Raw genomic sequence first — 19,615 nt, 5'->3', positions numbered from 1 at the left:
CCGCCCCCGCCGCCCGGCACGGTAGCGTCGGACGCGTCATGGACCTTGCCTTCATTCCCAGTCCGTCGCGCGGTGTGGTCGAACTCGGACCCATCCCGTTGCGCGGCTATGCGTTCTGCATCATCATCGGCGTCTTCGTGGCCGTCTGGCTCGGCAACAAGCGGTGGATCGACCGGGGGGGCCGGCCCGGCACCGTGGCCGACATCGCGGTGTGGGCCGTGCCGTTCGGCCTCGTCGGCGGGCGTCTCTACCACGTGATCACGGACTACCAGCTGTACTTCAGCGACGGCCGTGACTGGGTGGACGCCTTCAAGATCTGGGAGGGCGGCCTCGGCATCTGGGGAGCGATCGCGCTCGGCGCGGTCGGCGCGTGGATCGGCTGTCGCCGCCGCGGCATCCCGCTGCCCGCCTGGGCCGACGCGCTGGCCCCCGGCATCGCCCTCGCCCAGGCCATCGGCCGCTGGGGCAACTGGTTCAACCAGGAGCTGTACGGCAAGCCCACGGACCTGCCCTGGGCGCTGAAGATCACTTCGGCCGACGACGGCCGGGTCCCCGGCACGTACCACCCCACCTTCCTGTACGAGTCCCTGTGGTGCATCGGCGTCGCCGTCCTGGTCATCTGGGCCGACCGCCGCTTCAAGCTCGGACACGGCCGGGCGTTCGCGCTGTACGTCGCCTCGTACTGCGCCGGACGCGGCTGGATCGAGTACATGCGGGTCGACGACGCGCACCACGTGCTCGGCCTGCGGCTGAACGTGTGGACCGCCATCGTGGTGTTCGTCCTCGCGGTCGTCTACCTCGTGGTGTCCTCGAAGATCCGCCCCGGGCGGGAGGAGATCGTCGAGAGGGACGTCTCCGACGAGCCTTCGAAGGCGGACGAGGCGAAGAGCGAGACGAAGGACGAGGCGAAGAGCGAGACGAGGGACGAGGCGAAGAGCGACGCCAAGTCCGTCGACAAGAGCTGAGGCTTCGGCAGTACGTCGTCGAGAGGGCCGCCGGATCGCATGATCCGGCGGCCCTTCGCGTTGCGGTCACCTCCTGCGCGCCAGCGCAAGGACCAGCCGCGCCCCCTCCACCACCGCCTTGTCCACGAACCGCCCGTCGGCCAGGGCCAGCGCGCCCTCGTCCGTCGCGGCCGCCTTGGTGATTTCCTCCGCCTTCTCGATCTCCTCGGCGGTGGGGAGGTAGGCCCGTTCGATCACCGGGAGCTGGCGGGGGTGGATCGCCGCGCGGCCGAGGAAGCCGAGGGCGCGGCCCCGGGCGCAGGAGGCGGCGAGGCCGTCCAGGTCGCGGATGTCCGGGTGGACCGACTGGGCGGGTGGGGCCAGACCAGCGGCCCGCGCGGCCACCACCACGCGGGAGCGCGCCCAGTCGAGGCCCGCGTCCGCGCGCACCCCGAGGTCGGCGCGGAGGTCGGCCTCGCCGAGGGAGATGCCGTGCAGGGCCGGGTGCGCGGTGGCGATGGCGAAGGCGTGCTCCAGGCCGAGCGCCGACTCCAGGAGGGCGTGCAGGACGGGCGCGCCGCCGTCGGCGGGGGCCGCGCGGTCGGCGACCCGGATGACCTCGGCGCGGGAGGTGACCTTGGGCAGGCGCAGGCCCGCCGTGCCCGGCAGCGCCGCGACGGCGCGCAGGTCGGCCTCGGCCAGCGGTCCTTCCAGGGCGTTGACGCGGACGTGCACGGGGAGCGCCTGGGGCGCGGAGAGGAGCTCCGCTGTCGCCGACCGCGCGTACTCCTTGCGGTCGGGGGCGACCGCGTCCTCCAGGTCGACGATCACGGCGTCGGCGCCCGCGAGGAGGGCCTTGGCGACCACCTCCGGCCGGTCCCCGGGGACGTACAGCCAGGTCAGCGGGGTGTGGACGGTCACAGGGCGCCTTCCTTGCGCAGGGTGGCGATCTCCCGTTCCGTCAGGCCGAGTTCGGCGAGGACCGCGTCGGTGTCGGCGCCATGGGGGCGGCCCGCCCACTGGATCGCGCCGGGCGTCGCGGAGAGCCGGAAGAGGACGTTCTGCATGCGCAGGGGGCCGAGCTCCGGGTCGTCGACCGTGGTGACGGTGGACAGGGCCGCGTACTGGGGATCGGTCATGACGTCGCGTACGTCCTGCACGGGGGCGACCGCCGCCTCCGCCTTCTCGAAGGCCTCGATCACCTCGGCGCGGGTGTGCAGGGCGATCCAGCCGCCGACCGCGCCGTCGAGCTCGTCCGCGTGGGCCGCGCGGTCCGCGCCCGTCGCGAACCAGGGTTCGCGGATCAGCTCCGGGCGGCCCACCAGGTGCATCACGCGTTCCGCGACCGACTGGGCCGAGGTGGAGACGGCGACCCAACTGCCGTCCGACGTGCGGTAGGTGTTGCGGGGCGCGTTGTTCGTGGAGCGGTTGCCGGTGCGCGGCTGTACGTAGCCCAGCTGGTCGTACCAGAGCGGCTGGGGGCCGAGGACCGTGAGGATCGGCTCGATGATCGCCATGTCCACCACCTGGCCCGCGCCCGTGCGGTCACGGCCCGCGAGGGCGGTGAGCACCGCGTACGCCGTCGCCAGGCCCGCGATCGAGTCGGCGAGGCCGAACGGGGGCAGCGTCGGCGGGCCGTCCGGTTCGCCGGTGACCGCGGCGAATCCGCTCATCGCCTCGGCGAGCGTGCCGAAACCGGGGCGGCGGGAGTACGGGCCGAACTGGCCGAATCCGGTGACGCGGGCGAGGACGAGACGCGGGTTGACCGCGCTCAGCTCCGCCCAGCCCAGGTCCCACTTCTCCAGGGTGCCGGGGCGGAAGTTCTCGATGACGACGTCGGCGGTGGCGGCCAGGCGCAGCAGGGTGTCGTGGCCGCCCGGCGTCGACAGGTCGAGGGTCATCGTGCGCTTGTTGCGGCCGAGCAGCTTCCACCACAGGCCGACGCCGTCCTTGGAGGGGCCGTGGCCGCGGGAGGGGTCGGGGCGCGTGGGGTGCTCGACCTTGACCACCTCGGCGCCGAAGTCGCCGAGCATGGTGGCGGCGAGGGGGCCCGCGAAGAGGGTGGCGAGGTCGAGGACGCGGACGCCGGTGAGGGGAGCGGTCATCGCGTGCGGCCCGCCTCGTCGTCGATCTCCTTGCGGTACGGCATGGAGGCCGACGCTCCGGGCCGCTGTACGGAGAGCGCGGCGGCGGCGGAGGCCCAGGCCAGCGCGTCCACCACGGAGTCGCCCTCGGCCAGGGCCACGGCGAGGGCGCCCGCGAAGGTGTCGCCCGCGCCCGTCGTGTCGACCGCGGCGACCTGCGGGGCGCGCACCGTGACCGGTTCGGCGCCGCGTGCCGCGTACAGGCTGCCGTGCGAGCCGAGGGTGATGACGACCTCGGGGACCTGGGAGAGGAGCGCCTCGGCGGCGGCGTGCGGGTCGTCGGTGATGCCGGTCAGGGCGGCGGCCTCGTGTTCGTTGGGCAGCAACAGATCGATGGCGCCCAGGAGGTCGGGCGGCAGGAGCTGGGCGGGGGCCGGGGTGAGGACGGTGCGCACCCCGTGGCGGCGGGCGGCCCGCGCCGCGGCGACCACCCCCTCGACCGGCACTTCCAGCTGGAGCAGCAGGGTGTCGGCGGAGGCGATGAGGCCCTCGTCGCCGGGGGCGAGCGCGGTGACGGTGCCGTTGGCGCCGGGGACGACGACGATCGCGTTGCCGCCGTTGTCGTCGACGACGATGTGCGCGGTGCCGGTCGGTGTCTCGACGGTGCGCAGCAGGTCCGTGTCGACGCCGGAGTGTTCGAGCCCGGAGCGGAGCCGGGTGCCGTAGGCGTCGGTGCCCACCGCGCCGATCATCGAGACGGTGGCGCCCGCGCGGGCCGCCGCGACGGCCTGGTTGGCGCCTTTGCCGCCGGGGACCGTACGGAACTCGCGGCCCGTCACGGTCTCGCCGCGCCGCGGGGCCTCGGCGACGTACGCGACGAGGTCCATGTTCGCGCTGCCGAGAACGGCGATGTGCGGGGTGGGGGTCATGAGCGGTGTGCCTCCCGGGCGGTGAGTTCTGCGAGGGTGTCGAATCCGATGCCGTTGAAATCGCCGACGGAGGTGGCCAGCCGGTTCTTGAGGGGCGCGGTCCAGCGGTCGGGGAGACGGCCCGGGTGGCCGGCGAGCAGGCCCGCGACGGAGCCCGCGGTCGCGCCGTTCGAGTCGGTGTCCCAGCCGCCGGACACGGCACGGGTGATGGCGCCGGTGAAGTCGCCGTCGGCGTGGGTGAGGGCGGCGGCGATGAGGGCGGCGTTGGGCAGGACGTGCACCCAGTGGTGGGTGGCGTACGTCTCGTGGAGCCGGTCCACCACCGCGTCGAACTCCCCCGTGGAGTCGGCCAGTTGGATGCCGTGGCGGACCGCGCGGGACAGGCGGGAGTCCGCGGGGACGGTGGCGAGGCCCGCGCGCAGACACTGGTGGACGTCCGCGTGCCCGGCCGCCGCCTCGGCGATGGTCGCCGCCACGAACATCGCGCCGTACACGCCGTTCGCCGTGTGGGTCAGGGCGGCGTCGCGCAGGGCCTGGCCGGCGGCGGCCGCGGGGGCGCCGGGGTTGGTCCAGCCGTGCACGTCGGCGCGGATGAGGGCGCCGATCCACTCGCGGAAGGGGTTGCGGTGGGTGGCGGTGTGCGGGGGCTCGATGCCGTGGAGGAGGTTGCGGTAGGCGACGCGTTCGGCGGTGAAGGTGCGGCCCGCGGGGAGTTCGTCGAGCCAGAGCCGCGCCACGTCCGCGGTGGTGAAGTTCCTGCCGTGGCGCTGGAGCAGGAGGAGGTTCAGGAGGGGGTAGTTGAGGTCGTCGTCCTCGGGTGTGCCGTCGATGTTCTCGGCGAGGGAGGTGGCCGCGGAGCGCTTGTTCCAGGGGTACGCCGCCGTGAGCTCGGGCGGCAGTCCCCGCTCGGTGAACCACGTGGTCAGGGGCCAGTTGCCGGTGGCCCGCGCGAGTCGGCGGATGCCGTCGAGGGGGAGCTTCTCGACCGGTTTGCCGAGGACGCAGCCCGCGGCCCTGCCGAGCCAGGCCGCGTGCAGCCGGTGCCGCAGCCCGTCCCCGGCGGGCACCCGGCCGGAACCCGGCACCCGGGCGCCGGTCTCGGCGTGCCACGGTCCGGGCGCGAGTTCGTCCAGGAGCGCCTCGGCCAGGGCTCGGAGGCGGGCCGGTGCCGGGGCCGGGGAGGCGCCCGCGCGCGGCGGGGCGAGGTGGCCGCCCGCCGCGAGCCAGCGGGCGCGTACGGAGGTGACGGCGCGGCCCTCCTGCTCCGCCTGGTGGAGCTCGTGGCCGATGAGGTCCTCCGGCTGGACCCAGGTCAGGCGGATCATCGTGCGGCCGTCAGCGCGGCGAAAGCGGACGTGCGGGCGTGGTGGCGCCGCATGTCCTCGGCGAAGACCTCCTCGGCCACCTCGGTCAGCGCCGTCGCCGGGGCGTGCAGGTCGAGGCGGCTGGCGTCGGCGACCTGCTTCACCCACTCGGCGGGCACCGCCGCCTCGCCGCGCAGTGCGCCCACGAGGGCGCCGCTCATCGTCGCGATGGAGTCGCAGTCGCGGCCGTAGTTGACCGAACCGAGCACCGTACGGCGGTAGTCGGCCTCGCCGACCAGGAGCATGCCGAGGGCGATGGGCAGCTCCTCGATGGCGTGCAGGCGGGAGGGGCGGCGGGCGCCGAGCGACGGGGCGCGGTAGTCGGGGCCGACCGTGTCGAAGGGGGCGACCGCGGCGCGCAGCGGGGCCAGCGCCGTCTCGAAGTCCCGGTGCCCCGCGGCGACTTCGGCCACCGCCTCGATCGCCGCACGCGTCCCGTCCTTCGCCAGGTCGAGACACGCCTCGATCACCGAGCCCGCCGTGGCGCCCGGCGCGCAGGCCGCCGCCACCGCCGCGGCGAAGACGCCCGCCGCCTCCCGGCCGTACGAGGACTGGTGGGCCCCCGCGATGTCGAGCGCCTCGGCGTACGCGCCCCGCGGGTCGGCCGCGTTGACCAGGCCGACCGGCGCCATGTACATCGCCGCACCGCAGTTGACGATGTTGCCGGTGCCGGCCTCGCGCGGGTCGACGTGGCCGTAGTGGAGGCGGGCGACGAGCCACTTCTCGGCGAGGAAGATCCGGTGCAGGGGGAGTGCGTCGGCCTCCAGCTCCGGGATCCAGCGCGGGGTCGTCATCAGGTCGGGGACGAGGTGGCCCGCCACGTCGTAGGCGTCGAGGTGGTCGCGGACGGCTGTGTACACGCGGATCAGGGCGTGGGTCATCAGGGTGTCATCCGTGACGTGCCCGTCGCCCTTGTGGAACGGCGCGAGGGGGCGGGCGGTGCGCCAGTGGTCGCCGTTCCAGGGGCCGACGATGCCGCGCACCCGGCCGCCGTGCCGCTCGGTGATCTGCTCGGGCGCGTACCCCTCGACGGGGCCGCCGAGCGCGTCGCCGACCGCGGCTCCGAGGAGGCTGCCCGCGATGCGGTCGGACAGGAGCGGTTCACAGGGAGGTGCCTCAGTGCGCTGCGTCATGGTCGTCATGTCGGGATTGTCCATTCGGTGCGGTCGATTCCGTGGCTGCCAGGCGCCCGGCGAGTTCCACCAGGTCGGTGCCCGCGAGACGGGGGAGCGCGCAGCCGGAGAGGGTGCGGCAGGCGTCGCGCCACGCTTCGGGGATCGCCGCCGCCGTACCGAGTACGCCGGTGAGCGCACCGGTGAGCGCGGGTGCGGAGTCCGCGACGCGCGACAGGCACGCGGCGGCCGGCACCGCCTCGGCGATGCGGCCGCGGGCGGCGGTGGTCAGGGCGAGGGCCACGGGGACGGTCTCGGCGGCGGCGATGCCGTAGCTGTAGACGTGGTCGACGATCTGATGCTCAAGAAGCGGTACGAGGGCGAAGGCGCCGTTGTCCGCCTGCGCGCGGGCCATCTTCACGGCGTGCCGGGCGTTGCGGCCGATCTCCGTGTGCGCGGGAAGCTGGGCGAGGGCGGCGTCCACCGCGGTGTCGGCGTCGGCGCCGGTGAGGGCGGTGGCGATGGCGGCGGCCATCGCGCGGGCGCCGTGCGTGCCGTCGCCGTCCTGGGTGTATCGGGCGTCGAACTCCGCGAGATCCGCGGCCCGTTCGGGATCGCCGGGGTGGACCAGGGCGAGCACGCAGGCGCGTACGCAGGCCGCGTCGTCGAAGTAGTGCGGGTTGTCGTGGCCGGTGGCGGGCGGGCGCAGGCCCGCGGCGAGATTGCCGAGGCCCGCGCGGACGGAGATGCGGGCGCGCAGGGGGAGGACGGCGGACTCGACCTCGGGGGCGCGGGCCGCCGCCGCGGCGATCTCGGCGGCGAGGGTGGTCCAGGAGCGGTCGAGGGCGGCGCGGACCCGGTGGTCCCTGGAGAGGTACGGGTCGGGGGCGCCGTCGGCCGCCGCGAGCAGGGACTCGGCGGTGAACGCCGCCCATTCGGCGTCGTCGGAGGGGCCGAGGCGCAGGGGCTCCGGGGGCTGGTTCAGGGCGATGGGGACGGGCAGGGTGGTGGTCGCGTTCTGCTCGGCGAAGGTGTCGAGTTCACGGGTGAGCCGCCGTGTCCACTCGGGCATGCGGGTCGCCCGGTGGCGGGCGGCGGGCCATCCGGCGGCGTCGCCCGCGGCGAGGCCGAGCAGGAGCCCTTCGGTTCGGGGGGCGGTGTCCTGGCCGGTGCCTCCGTCTGTCGCGTCCGGCACCGGGGGCTGTGCCCACCCTCTCCCGAGCTCGCGGCTTCGCACGAGCAGGGGGGACCCCCATCGCTGTACGGCACGCCTGCCCGCAGCGGCGCTGGGGTCACCGGACGGCGCGGAAGGGGTCCGTCCCGGCGCGTCGGCGCTGTCCGGGGTCACGGCGCCTCCGGGTGACGCGCCAGCAAGTCCGCCACGTCCACGACGTGGTGGCCCCGCATCGAGGGGAGGCAACTGCCCCGCGCCGGGCCGATCGCGTCGGCCCAGGGGGCCGGGATCGCCGAGGCGCCGCACGTGGCGCCGGAGAGCGCGCCCGCGACCGCCGCCGTCGTATCGGCGTCACGGCCCATGTTCACCGCCGAGAGCACCGCGCAGCGGAAGTCACCGCGCGCCGCCGCGTACGCCCCGAACGCGAGGCCCACCGCCTCGGGTGCGAGGTCCGTCCACGGGTAGCCGCCGATGACCACCGCGGAGCGGACCGCCCGTTCGCCGTCGTGCGCGGCCGCGACCGCCCGCCGCAGGGAGCGCGCCGTCCAGCAGTCGTCGGGGATGACGGAGAGAGCCGCCGTCACGACGGCGGCCACTCGCGCCCCGGCCATCGCCGCCGCGACGCCCGCCGCCACGGCCTGCCCGCCGTAGATGCCCTCGCCGTCATGGCTGACGGAACCGTCGACCGCGACGAGCCGGGCCGCCTCGTCCGGGCGGCCCGCCGCGAAGACGCCGAAGGGCGCGGCCCGCATCGCGAGGCCGTCGCTCCACGCGTGCCGGTGCTGGGCGGAGATGGGTGCGGCGAGGCCCCTGCGCAGGTTCTCCAGGGTGCCGCGCTCGCTGAAGCCCGCGCCGCGGAACGGGCCTTCGTCCAGGTCGGCGATCCACTCGTGCCAGGCGGCCTCGACGTGCGCGACCGTCAGGGCGGAGCCGTGCCGGGCGAGCAGCAGCCCGGAGAAGATCGCGTACTCCGTGTCGTCCGTACCGGCCGGGTGCTCGGCGACGTAGCCCGTGATGCGGCCCCAGCGGCGGCGGATCTCGGACGGCTTCATGTTCTCGGCGGGCGCGCCGAGCGCGTCGCCGACCGCGAGGCCGAGCAGCGCGCCGCGCGCCCGTTCGCGGAGGTCGTCGGCGCCGTCCGGTGCCGGGACCGAGGGAACGCATGCGGTGGACGCCATGCCGTGCCTCCCTTGTGCGCGGACCGCTGGATGCGGTGCTTGGTGCATCCCTGCCACGCGGGGTGCTCACACGAGCGCACCCGGGCTCAGATCACTCATTCGCTCGCCGGGGTTCGCCGGGAGGAGAGGCCTCGCGCGGCGCGTTTTCGCAGGTAAGTACGGCCTTCCTTGCTGGCGGGAGATTTTTTTCGCGCGTACTTTCGAGATCGTCCAGACACACACGAGGGGGCTCACCATGGCGATCATCGAGACCGAAGCGACGCTGCACGAGGCGCACCGCGACAACCACACCCACCGCGACGTGAACGGCGGCTGGCTGCGCCCTGCCGTCTTCGGAGCGATGGACGGCCTCGTCTCCAACCTCGCGCTGATGACCGGTGTGGCGGGCGGTTCCGTGACGCAGCACACCATCGTGATCACCGGCCTCGCTGGGCTCGCGGCCGGTGCCTTCTCCATGGCGGCCGGTGAGTACACCTCCGTGGCCTCGCAGCGCGAGCTCGTGGAGGCCGAGCTGGCCATCGAGCGCCATGAACTGCGCAAGCACCCCAAGGACGAGGAGCGGGAGCTCGCCGAGCTGTACGCGTCGCGCGGCGTCGAGCCGGAGCTGGCCCGCGAGGTCGCCCGGCAGCTCTCCCGGGACCCCGAGCAGGCCCTGGAGATCCACGCCCGCGAGGAGCTCGGCATCGACCCCGGCGACCTGCCCTCGCCGCTCGTCGCCGCGGTCTCGTCCTTCGGCGCGTTCGCGCTCGGCGCGCTGCTCCCCGTCCTGCCGTACCTGCTCGGCGCCACCGTGCTCTGGCCCGCCCTGCTGCTCGCGCTGATCGGCCTCTTCGCCTGCGGTGCGGTGGTGGCGAAGGTCACCGCGCGGTCCTGGTGGTTCAGCGGTCTGCGGCAGCTCGCGCTCGGCGGCGCCGCGGCCGGTGTGACGTACGCCCTGGGCACGCTGTTCGGTACGGCCGTAGGATGAGCCGTTGCAGGTCTATGCGGGCCGCTGCATAAGTAGCCGTGACCTGGCGGTTTCGAGTCGTGGAACACCGGGCATGAGCCGTAAGCGCTGCGGGCAATGAGGCCTGTGTCGCTTTGGGCCTCGGCCATCGATCTGTCCGCACAGGCCCCCCGAACCGCTCCCCACCTCAGCGAGCGGTGTCCACATGGTGGAATCAGCTATCCGCTTTTCGAGAAGCGTTCCATCATGTAATCTGCACGAAATTTTGCCAGGGCCAGCGTCGTCCCTTGCCTTTTGTAGTTGCCCCGACGACGACGGGAGTGCCGATGCGTACCCACGCCTGGTCGCCCATGGACGGTCGCCCCGCCCCCCAGGGGATGTACGACCCCCGTAACGAACACGATGCCTGCGGTGTCGGATTCGTGGCCACGCTCACCGGTGTGGCCAGCCATGAACTGGTCGAACAGGCGCTGACCGTACTGCGCAATCTCGAGCACCGCGGCGCCACCGGCTCCGAGCCGGACTCGGGTGACGGTGCGGGCATCCTGCTCCAGGTCCCCGACGCCTTCCTGCGCGAGGTGGCCGGATTCCAGCTGCCCGCCGCTGGTGCCTACGCCGTCGGCATCGCCTTCCTGCCGGTCGACACCGCCGGTACGACCGAGGGCGCCGTCTCACAGATCGAGACGATCGCCTCCGAGGAGGGCCTGACGGTCCTCGGCTGGCGCGACGTGCCCGTCGCCCCCGAGCTGCTCGGCGCCACCGCCCGCTCGACCATGCCCGTCTTCCGGCAGATCTTCGTCGCCGACGGCGACACCGAGGGCCTGGAGCTGGACCGCAAGGCCTTCGTGCTGCGCAAGCGCGCCGAGCGCGAGGCCGGGACGTACTTCCCCTCGCTCTCGTCCCGCACGATCGTCTACAAGGGCATGCTGACCACCGGCCAGCTCGAGCCCTTCTTCCCCGACCTGTCCGACCGCCGCTTCGCCACGGCCGTCGCGCTCGTCCACTCCCGCTTCTCGACGAACACGTTCCCGAGCTGGCCGCTCGCGCACCCGTACCGCTTTGTCGCGCACAACGGCGAGATCAACACCGTCAAGGGCAACCGCAACTGGATGCGGGCCCGCGAGTCGCAGCTCGCGTCCGAGCTCTTCGGCGCCCCCGGCAAGCCGGACACGCTGGAGCGGATCTTCCCGATCTGCACGCCGGACGCCTCCGACTCCGCGTCCTTCGACGAGGTCCTCGAACTCCTGCACCTCGGCGGCCGCTCGCTGCCGCACTCCGTCCTCATGATGATCCCGGAGGCCTGGGAGAACCACGCCTCCATGGAGCCCGCCCGGCGCGCCTTCTACCAGTTCCACTCCACGATGATGGAGCCCTGGGACGGCCCGGCGTGTGTGACCTTCACCGACGGCACGCAGGTGGGCGCCGTCCTCGACCGCAACGGTCTGCGCCCGGGCCGCTACTGGGTCACCGACGACGGCCTCGTCGTCCTCGGCTCCGAGGTCGGCGTCCTGGACATCGACCCCGCGAAGGTCGTCCGCAAGGGCCGCCTGCAGCCCGGCCGGATGTTCCTCGTCGACACCGCCGAGCACCGCATCGTCGAGGACGACGAGATCAAGGCCTCCCTGGCCGCCGAGAAGCCGTACCAGGAGTGGCTTGAAGCCGGCGAGATCGAGCTGTCCGACCTGCCCGAGCGCGAGCACATCGTGCACACGCACGCCTCCGTCACGCGCCGCCAGCAGACCTTCGGCTACACCGAGGAAGAGCTGCGCATCATCCTCGCGCCGATGGCCAAGACCGGCGGCGAGCCGCTCGGCTCCATGGGCACGGACACCCCCATCGCGGCCCTCTCCGAGCGCCCGCGGCTGATCTTCGACTACTTCACGCAGCTGTTCGCGCAGGTCACCAACCCGCCCCTTGACGCCATCCGCGAAGAGCTCGTCACCTCGCTGCACTCCTCGCTCGGCCCGCAGGGCAACATCCTGGAGCCGACCGCCGCGACCTGTCGCAGCGTCACGCTGCCCTTCCCGGTGATCGACAACGACGAGCTCGCCAAGCTCATCCACATCAACGCCGACGGCGACATGCCCGGCATGAAGGCCGCGACGCTCTCCGGCCTCTACCGCGTGGGCGACGGCGGCGACGCCCTCGCCGCCCGCATCGAGGAGATCTGCTCCGAGGCCGACGCCGCCATAGAGGCCGGCGCCCGCCTGATCGTGCTCTCCGACCGGCACTCCGACGCCGAGCACGCGCCGATCCCCTCGCTGCTGCTCACCTCGGCCGTCCACCACCACCTCATCCGCACCAAGCAGCGCACCCAGGTGGGCCTGCTCGTCGAGGCGGGCGACGTGCGCGAGGTCCACCACGTGGCCCTCCTCATCGGCTTCGGCGCCGCGGCCGTCAACCCGTACCTGGCGATGGAGTCCGTCGAGGACCTCGTCCGCGCGGGCACGTTCCTGGACGCCGACGAGGACGGCGGGGCCGAGCAGGCCATCCGCAACCTGATCTACGCGCTCGGCAAGGGCGTCCTGAAGGTCATGTCCAAGATGGGCATCTCCACCGTCGCCTCCTACCGCGGCGCCCAGGTCTTCGAGGCCGTCGGCCTCGATTCGGCCTTCGTGGAGCGGTACTTCAGCGGTACGACGACGAAGATCGGCGGTGCGGGGCTCGACGTCATCGCCAAGGAGGTCGCCGCCCGGCACGCCAAGGCCTACCCGGCCTCCGGCGTCCCCTCCGCGCACCGCGCCCTCGAAATCGGCGGCGAGTACCAGTGGCGCCGCGAGGGCGAGCCGCACCTGTTCGACCCCGAGACGGTCTTCCGCCTCCAGCACTCCACGCGCGGGCGCCGCTACGACATCTTCAAGCAGTACACGGGCCGCGTGAACGAGCAGTCCGAGCGCCTGATGACGCTGCGCGGCCTGTTCGGCTTCAAGTCCGGCCGCCCGTCGATCTCCATCGACGAGGTCGAGCCCGTCTCGGAGATCGTCAAGCGGTTCTCGACCGGCGCCATGTCCTACGGCTCGATCTCCCGCGAGGCGCACGAGACCCTCGCCATCGCCATGAACCAGCTGGGCGGCAAGTCCAACACCGGTGAGGGCGGCGAGGACCCGGAGCGCCTGTACGACCCGGCGCGCCGCTCCAGCATCAAGCAGGTCGCCTCCGGCCGCTTCGGCGTGACCAGCGAGTACCTCGTCAACGCCGACGACATCCAGATCAAGATGGCGCAGGGCGCGAAGCCCGGCGAGGGCGGCCAGCTGCCGGGCCACAAGGTGTACCCCTGGGTCGCCAAGACCCGGCACAGCACCCCCGGTGTCGGGCTCATCTCCCCGCCGCCGCACCACGACATCTACTCCATCGAGGACCTGGCCCAGCTGATCCACGACCTGAAGAACGCGAACCCGCAGGCGCGGATTCACGTGAAGCTGGTCTCCGAGGTCGGCGTCGGCACGGTCGCCGCGGGTGTCTCCAAGGCCCACGCGGATGTCGTCCTCATCTCCGGCCACGACGGCGGCACCGGCGCGTCCCCGCTGACCTCGCTGAAGCACGCGGGCGGCCCCTGGGAGCTCGGCCTCGCCGAGACCCAGCAGACCCTGCTGCTCAACGGCCTGCGCGACCGCATCGTCGTGCAGACCGACGGCCAGCTGAAGACCGGCCGCGACGTCATCATCGCCGCGCTGCTCGGCGCCGAGGAGTTCGGTTTCGCCACCGCGCCGCTCGTCGTCTCCGGCTGCGTCATGATGCGCGTCTGCCACCTGGACACCTGCCCGGTCGGCATCGCCACGCAGAACCCGGCGCTGCGCGAGCGCTTCTCCGGCAAGGCCGAGTACATCGTCAACTTCTTCGAGTTCATCGCCGAAGAGGTCCGCGAGATCCTCGCCGAGCTCGGCTTCCGCACCATCGAGGAGGCCGTCGGCCACGCCGAGCTCCTCGACACCGAGAAGGCCGTGAGCCACTGGAAGGCGCAGGGCCTCGACCTGGAGCCGCTGTTCCACGTGCCGTCGCTGCCCACGGGCGCCGTCCGGCACCAGATCGCCACCCAGGACCACGGTCTGGAGAAGGCGCTCGACAACGAGCTGATCAAGCTCGCCGCCGACGCGCTCGCCGCGAACAGCGCGACGGACGCGCACCCGGTCCGCGCACAGGTCGCCATCCGCAACATCAACCGCACGGTCGGCACCATGCTCGGCCACGAGGTGACGAAGAAGTTCGGCGGCGCGGGCCTGCCCGACGACACCATCGACATCACCTTCACCGGCTCGGCGGGCCAGTCCTTCGGCGCCTTCGTGCCGCGCGGTGTGACGCTGCGCCTGGAGGGCGACGCCAACGACTACGTCGGCAAGGGCCTCTCCGGCGGCCGCGTCGTCGTCCGCCCGGACCGCGGCGCCGACCACCTCGCCGAGTACTCGACGATCGCGGGCAACACCATCGCGTACGGTGCGACCGGCGGCGAGCTGTTCCTCCGCGGCCGCACCGGCGAGCGCTTCTGCGTCCGCAACTCCGGCGCGACGGTGGTCTCCGAGGGCGTGGGCGACCACGGCTGCGAGTACATGACCGGCGGTCACGCGGTGGTCCTCGGCGAGACGGGCCGCAACTTCGCGGCCGGTATGTCGGGCGGCATCGCCTACGTGATCGACCTCGACCGCGACAACGTCAACGCCGGGAACCAGGCGGCCGTCGAGCCCCTTGACGACTCCGACAAGCAGTGGCTGCACGACGTCGTGCGCCGCCACCAGGAGGAGACCGGATCGACCGTGGCCGAGAAGCTCCTTGCGGAGTGGGACACGGCCGTGGAGCGGTTCAGCAGGATCATCCCCAGCACGTACAAGGCAGTGCTCGCCGCCAAGGACGCCGCCGAGCGAGCCGGTCTCTCCGAGACCGAGACCACCGAGAAGATGATGGAGGCGGCGACCAATGGCTGATCCCAAGGGCTTCCTTAACCACGGCCGTGAGGTCGCGCAGAGCCGCCCGGTCGGCGAGCGCGTCCAGGACTGGAACGAGGTCTACGTTCCCGGTTCGCTCCTCCCGATCATCTCCAAGCAGGCCTCGCGCTGCATGGACTGCGGCATTCCGTTCTGCCACAACGGCTGTCCGCTGGGGAACCTGATCCCGGAGTGGAACGACTACGCCTACCGCGAGGACTGGTCGGCCGCGCAGGAGCGCCTGCACGCCACCAACAACTTCCCGGAGTTCACGGGCCGGCTCTGCCCGGCGCCGTGCGAGGCGGCGTGCGTGCTCGGCATCAACCAGCCGGCCGTCACCATCAAGAACGTCGAAGTCTCCATCATCGACAAGGCGTGGGACGGGGGCGACGTCAAGCCGCAGGCGCCCGAGCGCCTCTCCGGCAAGACCGTCGCCGTCATCGGCTCGGGCCCGGCAGGTCTCGCCGCCGCCCAGCAGCTGACCCGGGCAGGACACACGGTCGCCGTCTACGAGCGCGCCGACCGCATCGGCGGCCTGCTCCGCTACGGCATCCCCGAGTTCAAGATGGAGAAGCGGCACATCAACCGCCGCATCGAGCAGATGCGCGCGGAGGGCACCAAGTTCCGCACCGGCGTGGAGATCGGCCGCGACATCGACGCGGCGAAGCTGCGCAGGCGCTACGACGCGGTGGTCATCGCCGCGGGCTCCACCACCGCCCGCGACCTGCCCGTCCCCGGCCGCGAGCTCAAGGGCGTCTACCAGGCGATGGAGTACCTGCCCCTGGCCAACAAGGTCCAGGAGGGCGACTACGTCACCACGCCCGTCTCCGCCGAGGGCAAGCACGTCGTCGTCATCGGCGGCGGCGACACCGGCGCGGACTGCGTGGGCACCGCCCACCGCCAGGGCGCGGCGTCCGTGACGCAGCTGGAGATCATGCCGAGGCCGGGCGAGGACCGTGCCCCGCACCAGCCGTGGCCGACCTTCCCCATGCTGTACAAGGTCACCTCCGCGCACGAGGAGGGCGGCGAGCGGGTCTACGCCGTCAACACCACCCACTTCGAGGGCGACGAGGACGGCAACGTCCAGTTCCTGCACCTCGTCGAGGTCGAGTTCATCGACGGCAAGCTGACCCCGAAGCCGGGCACCGAGCGCAAGATCCCCGCCCAGCTCGTCACCCTCGCGATGGGCTTCACCGGCACGGACCGTGAGAACGGCCTCGTGGACCAGTTCGCCCTGGACCTCGACGAGCGCGGCAACGTCGCGCGGGACGCCGAGTTCCAGACAAATGTTCCCGGCGTCTTCGTCGCCGGGGACGCGGGCCGCGGCCAGTCGCTCATCGTCTGGGCCATCGCCGAGGGCCGCTCGGCGGCGCGCGGCGTGGACAACTTCCTCACCGGCGCGAGTGACCTGCCCGCCCCGATCCGCCCGACGGACCGTGCCCTGACGGTCTAGCCCGTACGGTTCCTCCGTACGACCCTGCACGTCCCGTACAACGGCGTACGGAACTGAGCGGCGCCCGCCTCGTCCCCGACCGGACCTGGGCGGGCGTCGTCGCGTCCGGGCCCGATCGTGGGACCGGTGCGTTGCATGGGGCGCAATGGTATGAGCGTATGTTGCGTCACCCGCAACCCTCATTACGGTTCGGCCGCTTATACCAATGGGTCTAGACCGCCCCCGTCTGGTGTGACCACAATCGCTCCCACCAATCGGAACCTGGAGGGGGCCGGCATGAATCGACGTGTCATCGCCGCTGGTTGTATCGCCATGAGTCTCGGACTGACCGCCACGGCGTGCGGTGGCGATGACGACGACGAGGGCGGCAAGGCCACCGACGGCAAGGGCAAGACCCTCACCGTATGGATCATGGAGGGGACCAACCCCGACGCGCGGCCCTTCTTCGCGGAGGCCGAGAAGGCCTTCACCAAGAAGACCGGCGCCAAGATCAAGGTCGAGTACCAGCAGTGGGCCAGCGCCCAGAAGAAGTTCACGACCGCCATCGAGGGCGGCGCGGACCAGGTGCCCGACGTGGCCGAGGTCGGCACCACCTGGGTGCCGCAGTTCGCCGAGACCGACGCGCTCGTCGACGTCACCGACGAGGTGAAGAAGTCGGGCCTGGACGGCGACCTCGTCGAGGGCCTCAAGGACGCGGGCACGCTGGACGGCAAGCAGTACGGCATGCCCTGGTACGCGGGCGTCCGCTCGATCGTCTACCGCAAGGACATCTTCGAGAAGCACGACCTGAAGCCCCCGACCACGTGGAAGGAGCTCCAGGCGACCGCCAAGACGCTCAAGGAGAAGGAGCCGAAGCTCGTCTCCTTCCCGGTGGCGGGCGGCGCGGAGATGTTCGCGGCCCCCTTCGTCTGGGGCGCGGGCGGTGAACTCGCCACCGAGTCCGGCGGCAAGTGGAAGTCCGCCATCAACTCGCCCGAGGCCATCAAGGGCATCGAGTACTACACGGGCCTCGCCACCAAGGACAAGGTCTCCCCAGCCAAGGTCAACACCTGGACGGAGAAGGAGGTCGGCGACGCCTGGAACAAGGGCGAGATCGCCATGGCCGTCGGCGGCAACTGGACGCCGAAGGCGATCGTCGACAAGAACCCGGACCTCAAGGGCAAGCTCGGCGCCGTGCCGATCCCCGGCCAGAACGGCGGGATGAGCAAGTCCTTCCTCGGCGGCTCCTACCTGTCCACGTTCAACACGGACAAGAAGGACCTCGCCTGGGAGTTCGTGAAGCTCGTGACGACCGGCGAGTTCGCCGCCAAGTGGGCCGAGCAGACCAACTACTTCCCCGGCCAGAACTCCGAGCTGAAGAAGATCGAGGCCAAGAAGGACCCGCTGGTCGAGCCGTTCGCCAAGCAGATGCTGGAGGCCGGCGCCACCGTCCCCAAGACGAAGTCGTACGGCGAGATCCAGGCCTCCAAGGTCATCCCCGGCATGATCCAGTCGATCCTCACCGGCAAGTCGTCCGTCAAGGACGCGGCGGACAAGGCGGCCAAGGACATGGACGCGATCTTCGCCAAGGACGAGTAGTCAAGGGGCAGTTCGGCACTGTGAAGGACGCGACACCGTGAAAGACACCCTTGTCAGCGACGGGCCGGAGTCCCCGGCCCGTCCCGGCCCCCTGACGCAGGACGACGGGGCGGCCGAGGCGGCCCGCCGCCGGAAGAAACTGACCGCACTCACCCGCCCCTGGCTCCTGCTCGCCCCCTCCCTCGTGGTCCTCGTGGGCCTGCTGCTCTGGCCGCTGATCCAGGTCGGCAAGCTCTCCCTGCAGGACTACGAGGTCAAGTTCGGCGGCGGCACCGGGACGTTCACCGGCTTCGACCACTACAGCGACCTGCTCTCCAGCAGCCTGCTGTGGAAGACGGTCCTGCCCAACACCGTCTTCTTCGCCTTCGCCTGCGTCGGCCTCACCGTCGCGCTCGGCACCCTCGTGGCGCTGCTGCTCAACCGGCTCGGCGCCACCTGGCGGATGATCTGCTCGATCGCGATCCTCGCCGCCTGGGCGATGCCCGCGGTCACGGGCACGTACGTATGGATCTGGCTCTTCCAGCCGCAGGACGGCATGGCCAGCCAGATCGCGGGCTCGATCGGCCTGATCGACCCCGAGACGACCAACTGGTTCACCGAGCGCGGCCCGTTCTACGCGATCGCCACGCTCAACGTCGTCCACCACGGCTTCCCCTTCGTCGCCATCACCGTCCTCGCGGGACTCATGACGATCCCCAAGGAGCTGTACGAGGCGGGGGAGTTGGACGGCGCCAACGCCTGGCAGCGGTTCTGGAACATCACCGTACCGACGATCAAGCCGGTCTTCCTCGTGGTGACCATCCTCTCCACCATCTGGGACTTCAAGGTCTTCACCCAGGTCTATCTGCAACCCGGCGGCGACGGCTCCAACGAAGAGGTCTACAACCTCGGCGTCTTCTCCTACATCCAGGCCTTCGCCAAGAACGACTACGGCACGGGCGCCGCGGCCGCGGTCCTGCTCACCGTGCTGCTCCTGCTCATCACCGTCGTCTACATCCGCACGCTGTTCCGGCAGGGGGAGGAGGACCTGTGACCGCCACCAAGCTCTCGGCGCCGCTCGACCAGGGGAAACCCCGGCGCCGCCCCACGCTCGCCTCGCGCGTCGGGCTGCCGGCCGCGGTCGTCGGCCTGCTCCTCTTCACGCTCTTCCCCGTCTACTGGATGATCTCCACGGCGCTCGACCCGAAGGCCGCCCTGCGCGGCTCGGACGTGCTGCCGAGCGGCATCAGCTTCGAGCACTTCGAGTTCGTCTTCGACAAGGGCAACTTCGGTACGTACCTGCTGAACTCGGCGCTCGTCGGCCTCGCCACGATCGTCGCCGCCGCGCTGCTCTCGCTCTTCGCGGCCATCGCGGTGGCCCGGTTCAAGTTCCGCTTCCGCACCTCCGTACTGATCATGATCCTGATCGTGCAGATGGTGCCCCTCGAAGCCCTGGTCATCCCGCTCTTCATCCAGATGCGGGACTACGACATGCTCAACTCGCTGCTCGGGCTGAGCGTCGTCTACATCGCCCTCTCGCTCCCCTTCGCCATCTGGACGCTGCGCGGCTTCGTCGCCACCGTCCCCAAGGAGGTCGAGGAGGCGGCGTACATCGACGGGGCGTCCTGGCCGCGGATGTTCTGGTCGGTGCTGCTCCCGCTGGTCGCGCCGGGGCTCGTGGCGACCTCGATCTTCGCCTTCATCACGGCGTGGAACGAATTCGTCTTCGCGTACACGTTCATGAAGGGCAGCGACAAGTACACGGCGGCCGTGGGTATTTACCAGTTCTTCGGTGAGAACTCCACGGCCTGGGGGCCGGTCATGGCCAGCTCCACGCTGGTCACGGTGCCGGTGATGATCTTCTTCGTGATCGTGCACCGCAAGCTCGGCTCGGGCCTGGCGGCAGGCGCGGTCAAGGGCTGACGGGCCGCCCGGCGGGCGTACGGGGCCGGGTGTAC

Annotated in this window: 14 protein-coding genes; 7 read left to right on the top strand and 7 right to left on the bottom strand. The window is 71.8% G+C overall.

Annotated elements, in window-relative coordinates; genetic code table 11:
• Window positions 1–38: 38 nt before the first annotated feature.
• On the top strand, window positions 39–965 hold the full coding sequence (lgt, locus tag ABZ953_RS29375) for a prolipoprotein diacylglyceryl transferase (protein ID WP_361729843.1): 927 nt from the start codon (window positions 39–41) through the stop codon (window positions 963–965).
• A 66-nt stretch (window positions 966–1,031) separates the two neighbouring features.
• On the opposite strand, the gene ABZ953_RS29370 is transcribed toward lgt, so the two are convergent.
• The 7 genes from ABZ953_RS29370 to ABZ953_RS29340 form a co-directional block, all read right to left on the bottom strand.
• The gene (locus ABZ953_RS29370) at window positions 1,032–1,865 is read right to left on the bottom strand and encodes a CoA ester lyase (RefSeq protein WP_361729840.1); all 834 of its coding nucleotides are present in this window, start codon (window positions 1,863–1,865) and stop codon (window positions 1,032–1,034) included.
• Complete coding sequence (locus ABZ953_RS29365; protein WP_361729837.1) at window positions 1,862–3,049, bottom strand: CoA transferase; 1,188 nt, start codon at window positions 3,047–3,049, stop codon at window positions 1,862–1,864. Before ABZ953_RS29365 ends, ABZ953_RS29370 begins: the two co-directional genes overlap by 4 nt.
• On the bottom strand, window positions 3,046–3,957 hold the full coding sequence (gene rbsK / locus ABZ953_RS29360) for a ribokinase (protein WP_361729834.1): 912 nt from the start codon (window positions 3,955–3,957) through the stop codon (window positions 3,046–3,048). Before rbsK ends, ABZ953_RS29365 begins: the two co-directional genes overlap by 4 nt.
• Window positions 3,954–5,282 (bottom strand): ADP-ribosylglycohydrolase family protein, encoded by a 1,329-nt coding sequence (locus tag ABZ953_RS29355; RefSeq protein ID WP_361729831.1) that lies wholly within the window; start codon window positions 5,280–5,282, stop codon window positions 3,954–3,956. Before ABZ953_RS29355 ends, rbsK begins: the two co-directional genes overlap by 4 nt.
• Complete coding sequence (locus ABZ953_RS29350; protein ID WP_361729828.1) at window positions 5,279–6,463, bottom strand: ADP-ribosylglycohydrolase family protein; 1,185 nt, start codon at window positions 6,461–6,463, stop codon at window positions 5,279–5,281. The genes ABZ953_RS29355 and ABZ953_RS29350 overlap by 4 nt, the downstream gene beginning before the upstream one ends.
• Window positions 6,438–7,628 (bottom strand): ADP-ribosylglycohydrolase family protein, encoded by a 1,191-nt coding sequence (locus tag ABZ953_RS29345; RefSeq protein WP_361729825.1) that lies wholly within the window; start codon window positions 7,626–7,628, stop codon window positions 6,438–6,440. The genes ABZ953_RS29350 and ABZ953_RS29345 overlap by 26 nt, the downstream gene beginning before the upstream one ends.
• Before the next feature lie 149 nt (window positions 7,629–7,777).
• A complete protein-coding gene (locus tag ABZ953_RS29340) occupies window positions 7,778–8,785 on the bottom strand; it encodes an ADP-ribosylglycohydrolase family protein (RefSeq protein WP_361729822.1) in 1,008 nt (335 codons plus the stop codon).
• A gap of 235 nt (window positions 8,786–9,020) precedes the next feature.
• Between ABZ953_RS29340 and ABZ953_RS29335 the strand changes: the two genes are divergently transcribed.
• The 6 genes from ABZ953_RS29335 to ABZ953_RS29310 all read left to right on the top strand — a co-directional run bounded on the left by ABZ953_RS29335 (window position 9,021) and on the right by ABZ953_RS29310 (window position 19,580).
• The gene (locus ABZ953_RS29335) at window positions 9,021–9,752 is read left to right on the top strand and encodes a VIT1/CCC1 transporter family protein (RefSeq protein WP_361729819.1); all 732 of its coding nucleotides are present in this window, start codon (window positions 9,021–9,023) and stop codon (window positions 9,750–9,752) included.
• A gap of 305 nt (window positions 9,753–10,057) precedes the next feature.
• Window positions 10,058–14,647, top strand: a complete 4,590-nt coding sequence (gltB, locus tag ABZ953_RS29330) for a glutamate synthase large subunit (RefSeq protein ID WP_361729816.1) — start codon at window positions 10,058–10,060, stop codon at window positions 14,645–14,647.
• Window positions 14,640–16,100, top strand: a complete 1,461-nt coding sequence (locus ABZ953_RS29325; RefSeq protein WP_361729813.1) for a glutamate synthase subunit beta — start codon at window positions 14,640–14,642, stop codon at window positions 16,098–16,100. The genes gltB and ABZ953_RS29325 overlap by 8 nt, the downstream gene beginning before the upstream one ends.
• Before the next feature lie 276 nt (window positions 16,101–16,376).
• Entirely contained in the window at window positions 16,377–17,678 is a 1,302-nt protein-coding gene (locus tag ABZ953_RS29320; RefSeq protein WP_361729810.1) for a sugar ABC transporter substrate-binding protein, read from the top strand.
• 37 nt (window positions 17,679–17,715) lie between these two features.
• Window positions 17,716–18,711 (top strand): sugar ABC transporter permease, encoded by a 996-nt coding sequence (locus ABZ953_RS29315; RefSeq protein WP_361729809.1) that lies wholly within the window; start codon window positions 17,716–17,718, stop codon window positions 18,709–18,711.
• Window positions 18,708–19,580 (top strand): carbohydrate ABC transporter permease, encoded by an 873-nt coding sequence (locus ABZ953_RS29310; RefSeq protein WP_361729806.1) that lies wholly within the window; start codon window positions 18,708–18,710, stop codon window positions 19,578–19,580. The genes ABZ953_RS29315 and ABZ953_RS29310 overlap by 4 nt, the downstream gene beginning before the upstream one ends.
• Window positions 19,581–19,615 lie beyond the last annotated feature (35 nt).

It is taken from the genome of Streptomyces sp. NPDC046465 (assembly GCF_040646035.1).
Classification (GTDB): Bacteria; Actinomycetota; Actinomycetes; order Streptomycetales; family Streptomycetaceae; genus Streptomyces.
This window is presented reverse-complemented; position numbering and strand designations above follow the sequence as displayed.

Excerpts from the sequence above, each read along its gene's own strand:
- lgt (WP_361729843.1), top strand. The coding sequence starts at position 39 with ATGGACCTTGCCTTCATTCCCAGTCCGTCGCGCGGTGTGGTCGAACTC.
- ABZ953_RS29365 (WP_361729837.1), bottom strand. The coding sequence starts at position 3,049 with ATGACCGCTCCCCTCACCGGCGTCCGCGTCCTCGACCTCGCCACCCTC.
- rbsK (WP_361729834.1), bottom strand. The coding sequence starts at position 3,957 with ATGACCCCCACCCCGCACATCGCCGTTCTCGGCAGCGCGAACATGGAC.
- ABZ953_RS29355 (WP_361729831.1), bottom strand. The coding sequence starts at position 5,282 with ATGATCCGCCTGACCTGGGTCCAGCCGGAGGACCTCATCGGCCACGAG.
- ABZ953_RS29350 (WP_361729828.1), bottom strand. The coding sequence starts at position 6,463 with ATGACGACCATGACGCAGCGCACTGAGGCACCTCCCTGTGAACCGCTC.
- ABZ953_RS29340 (WP_361729822.1), bottom strand. The coding sequence starts at position 8,785 with ATGGCGTCCACCGCATGCGTTCCCTCGGTCCCGGCACCGGACGGCGCC.
- ABZ953_RS29335 (WP_361729819.1), top strand. The coding sequence starts at position 9,021 with ATGGCGATCATCGAGACCGAAGCGACGCTGCACGAGGCGCACCGCGAC.
- gltB (WP_361729816.1), top strand. The coding sequence starts at position 10,058 with ATGCGTACCCACGCCTGGTCGCCCATGGACGGTCGCCCCGCCCCCCAG.
- ABZ953_RS29325 (WP_361729813.1), top strand. The coding sequence starts at position 14,640 with ATGGCTGATCCCAAGGGCTTCCTTAACCACGGCCGTGAGGTCGCGCAG.
- ABZ953_RS29320 (WP_361729810.1), top strand. The coding sequence starts at position 16,377 with ATGAATCGACGTGTCATCGCCGCTGGTTGTATCGCCATGAGTCTCGGA.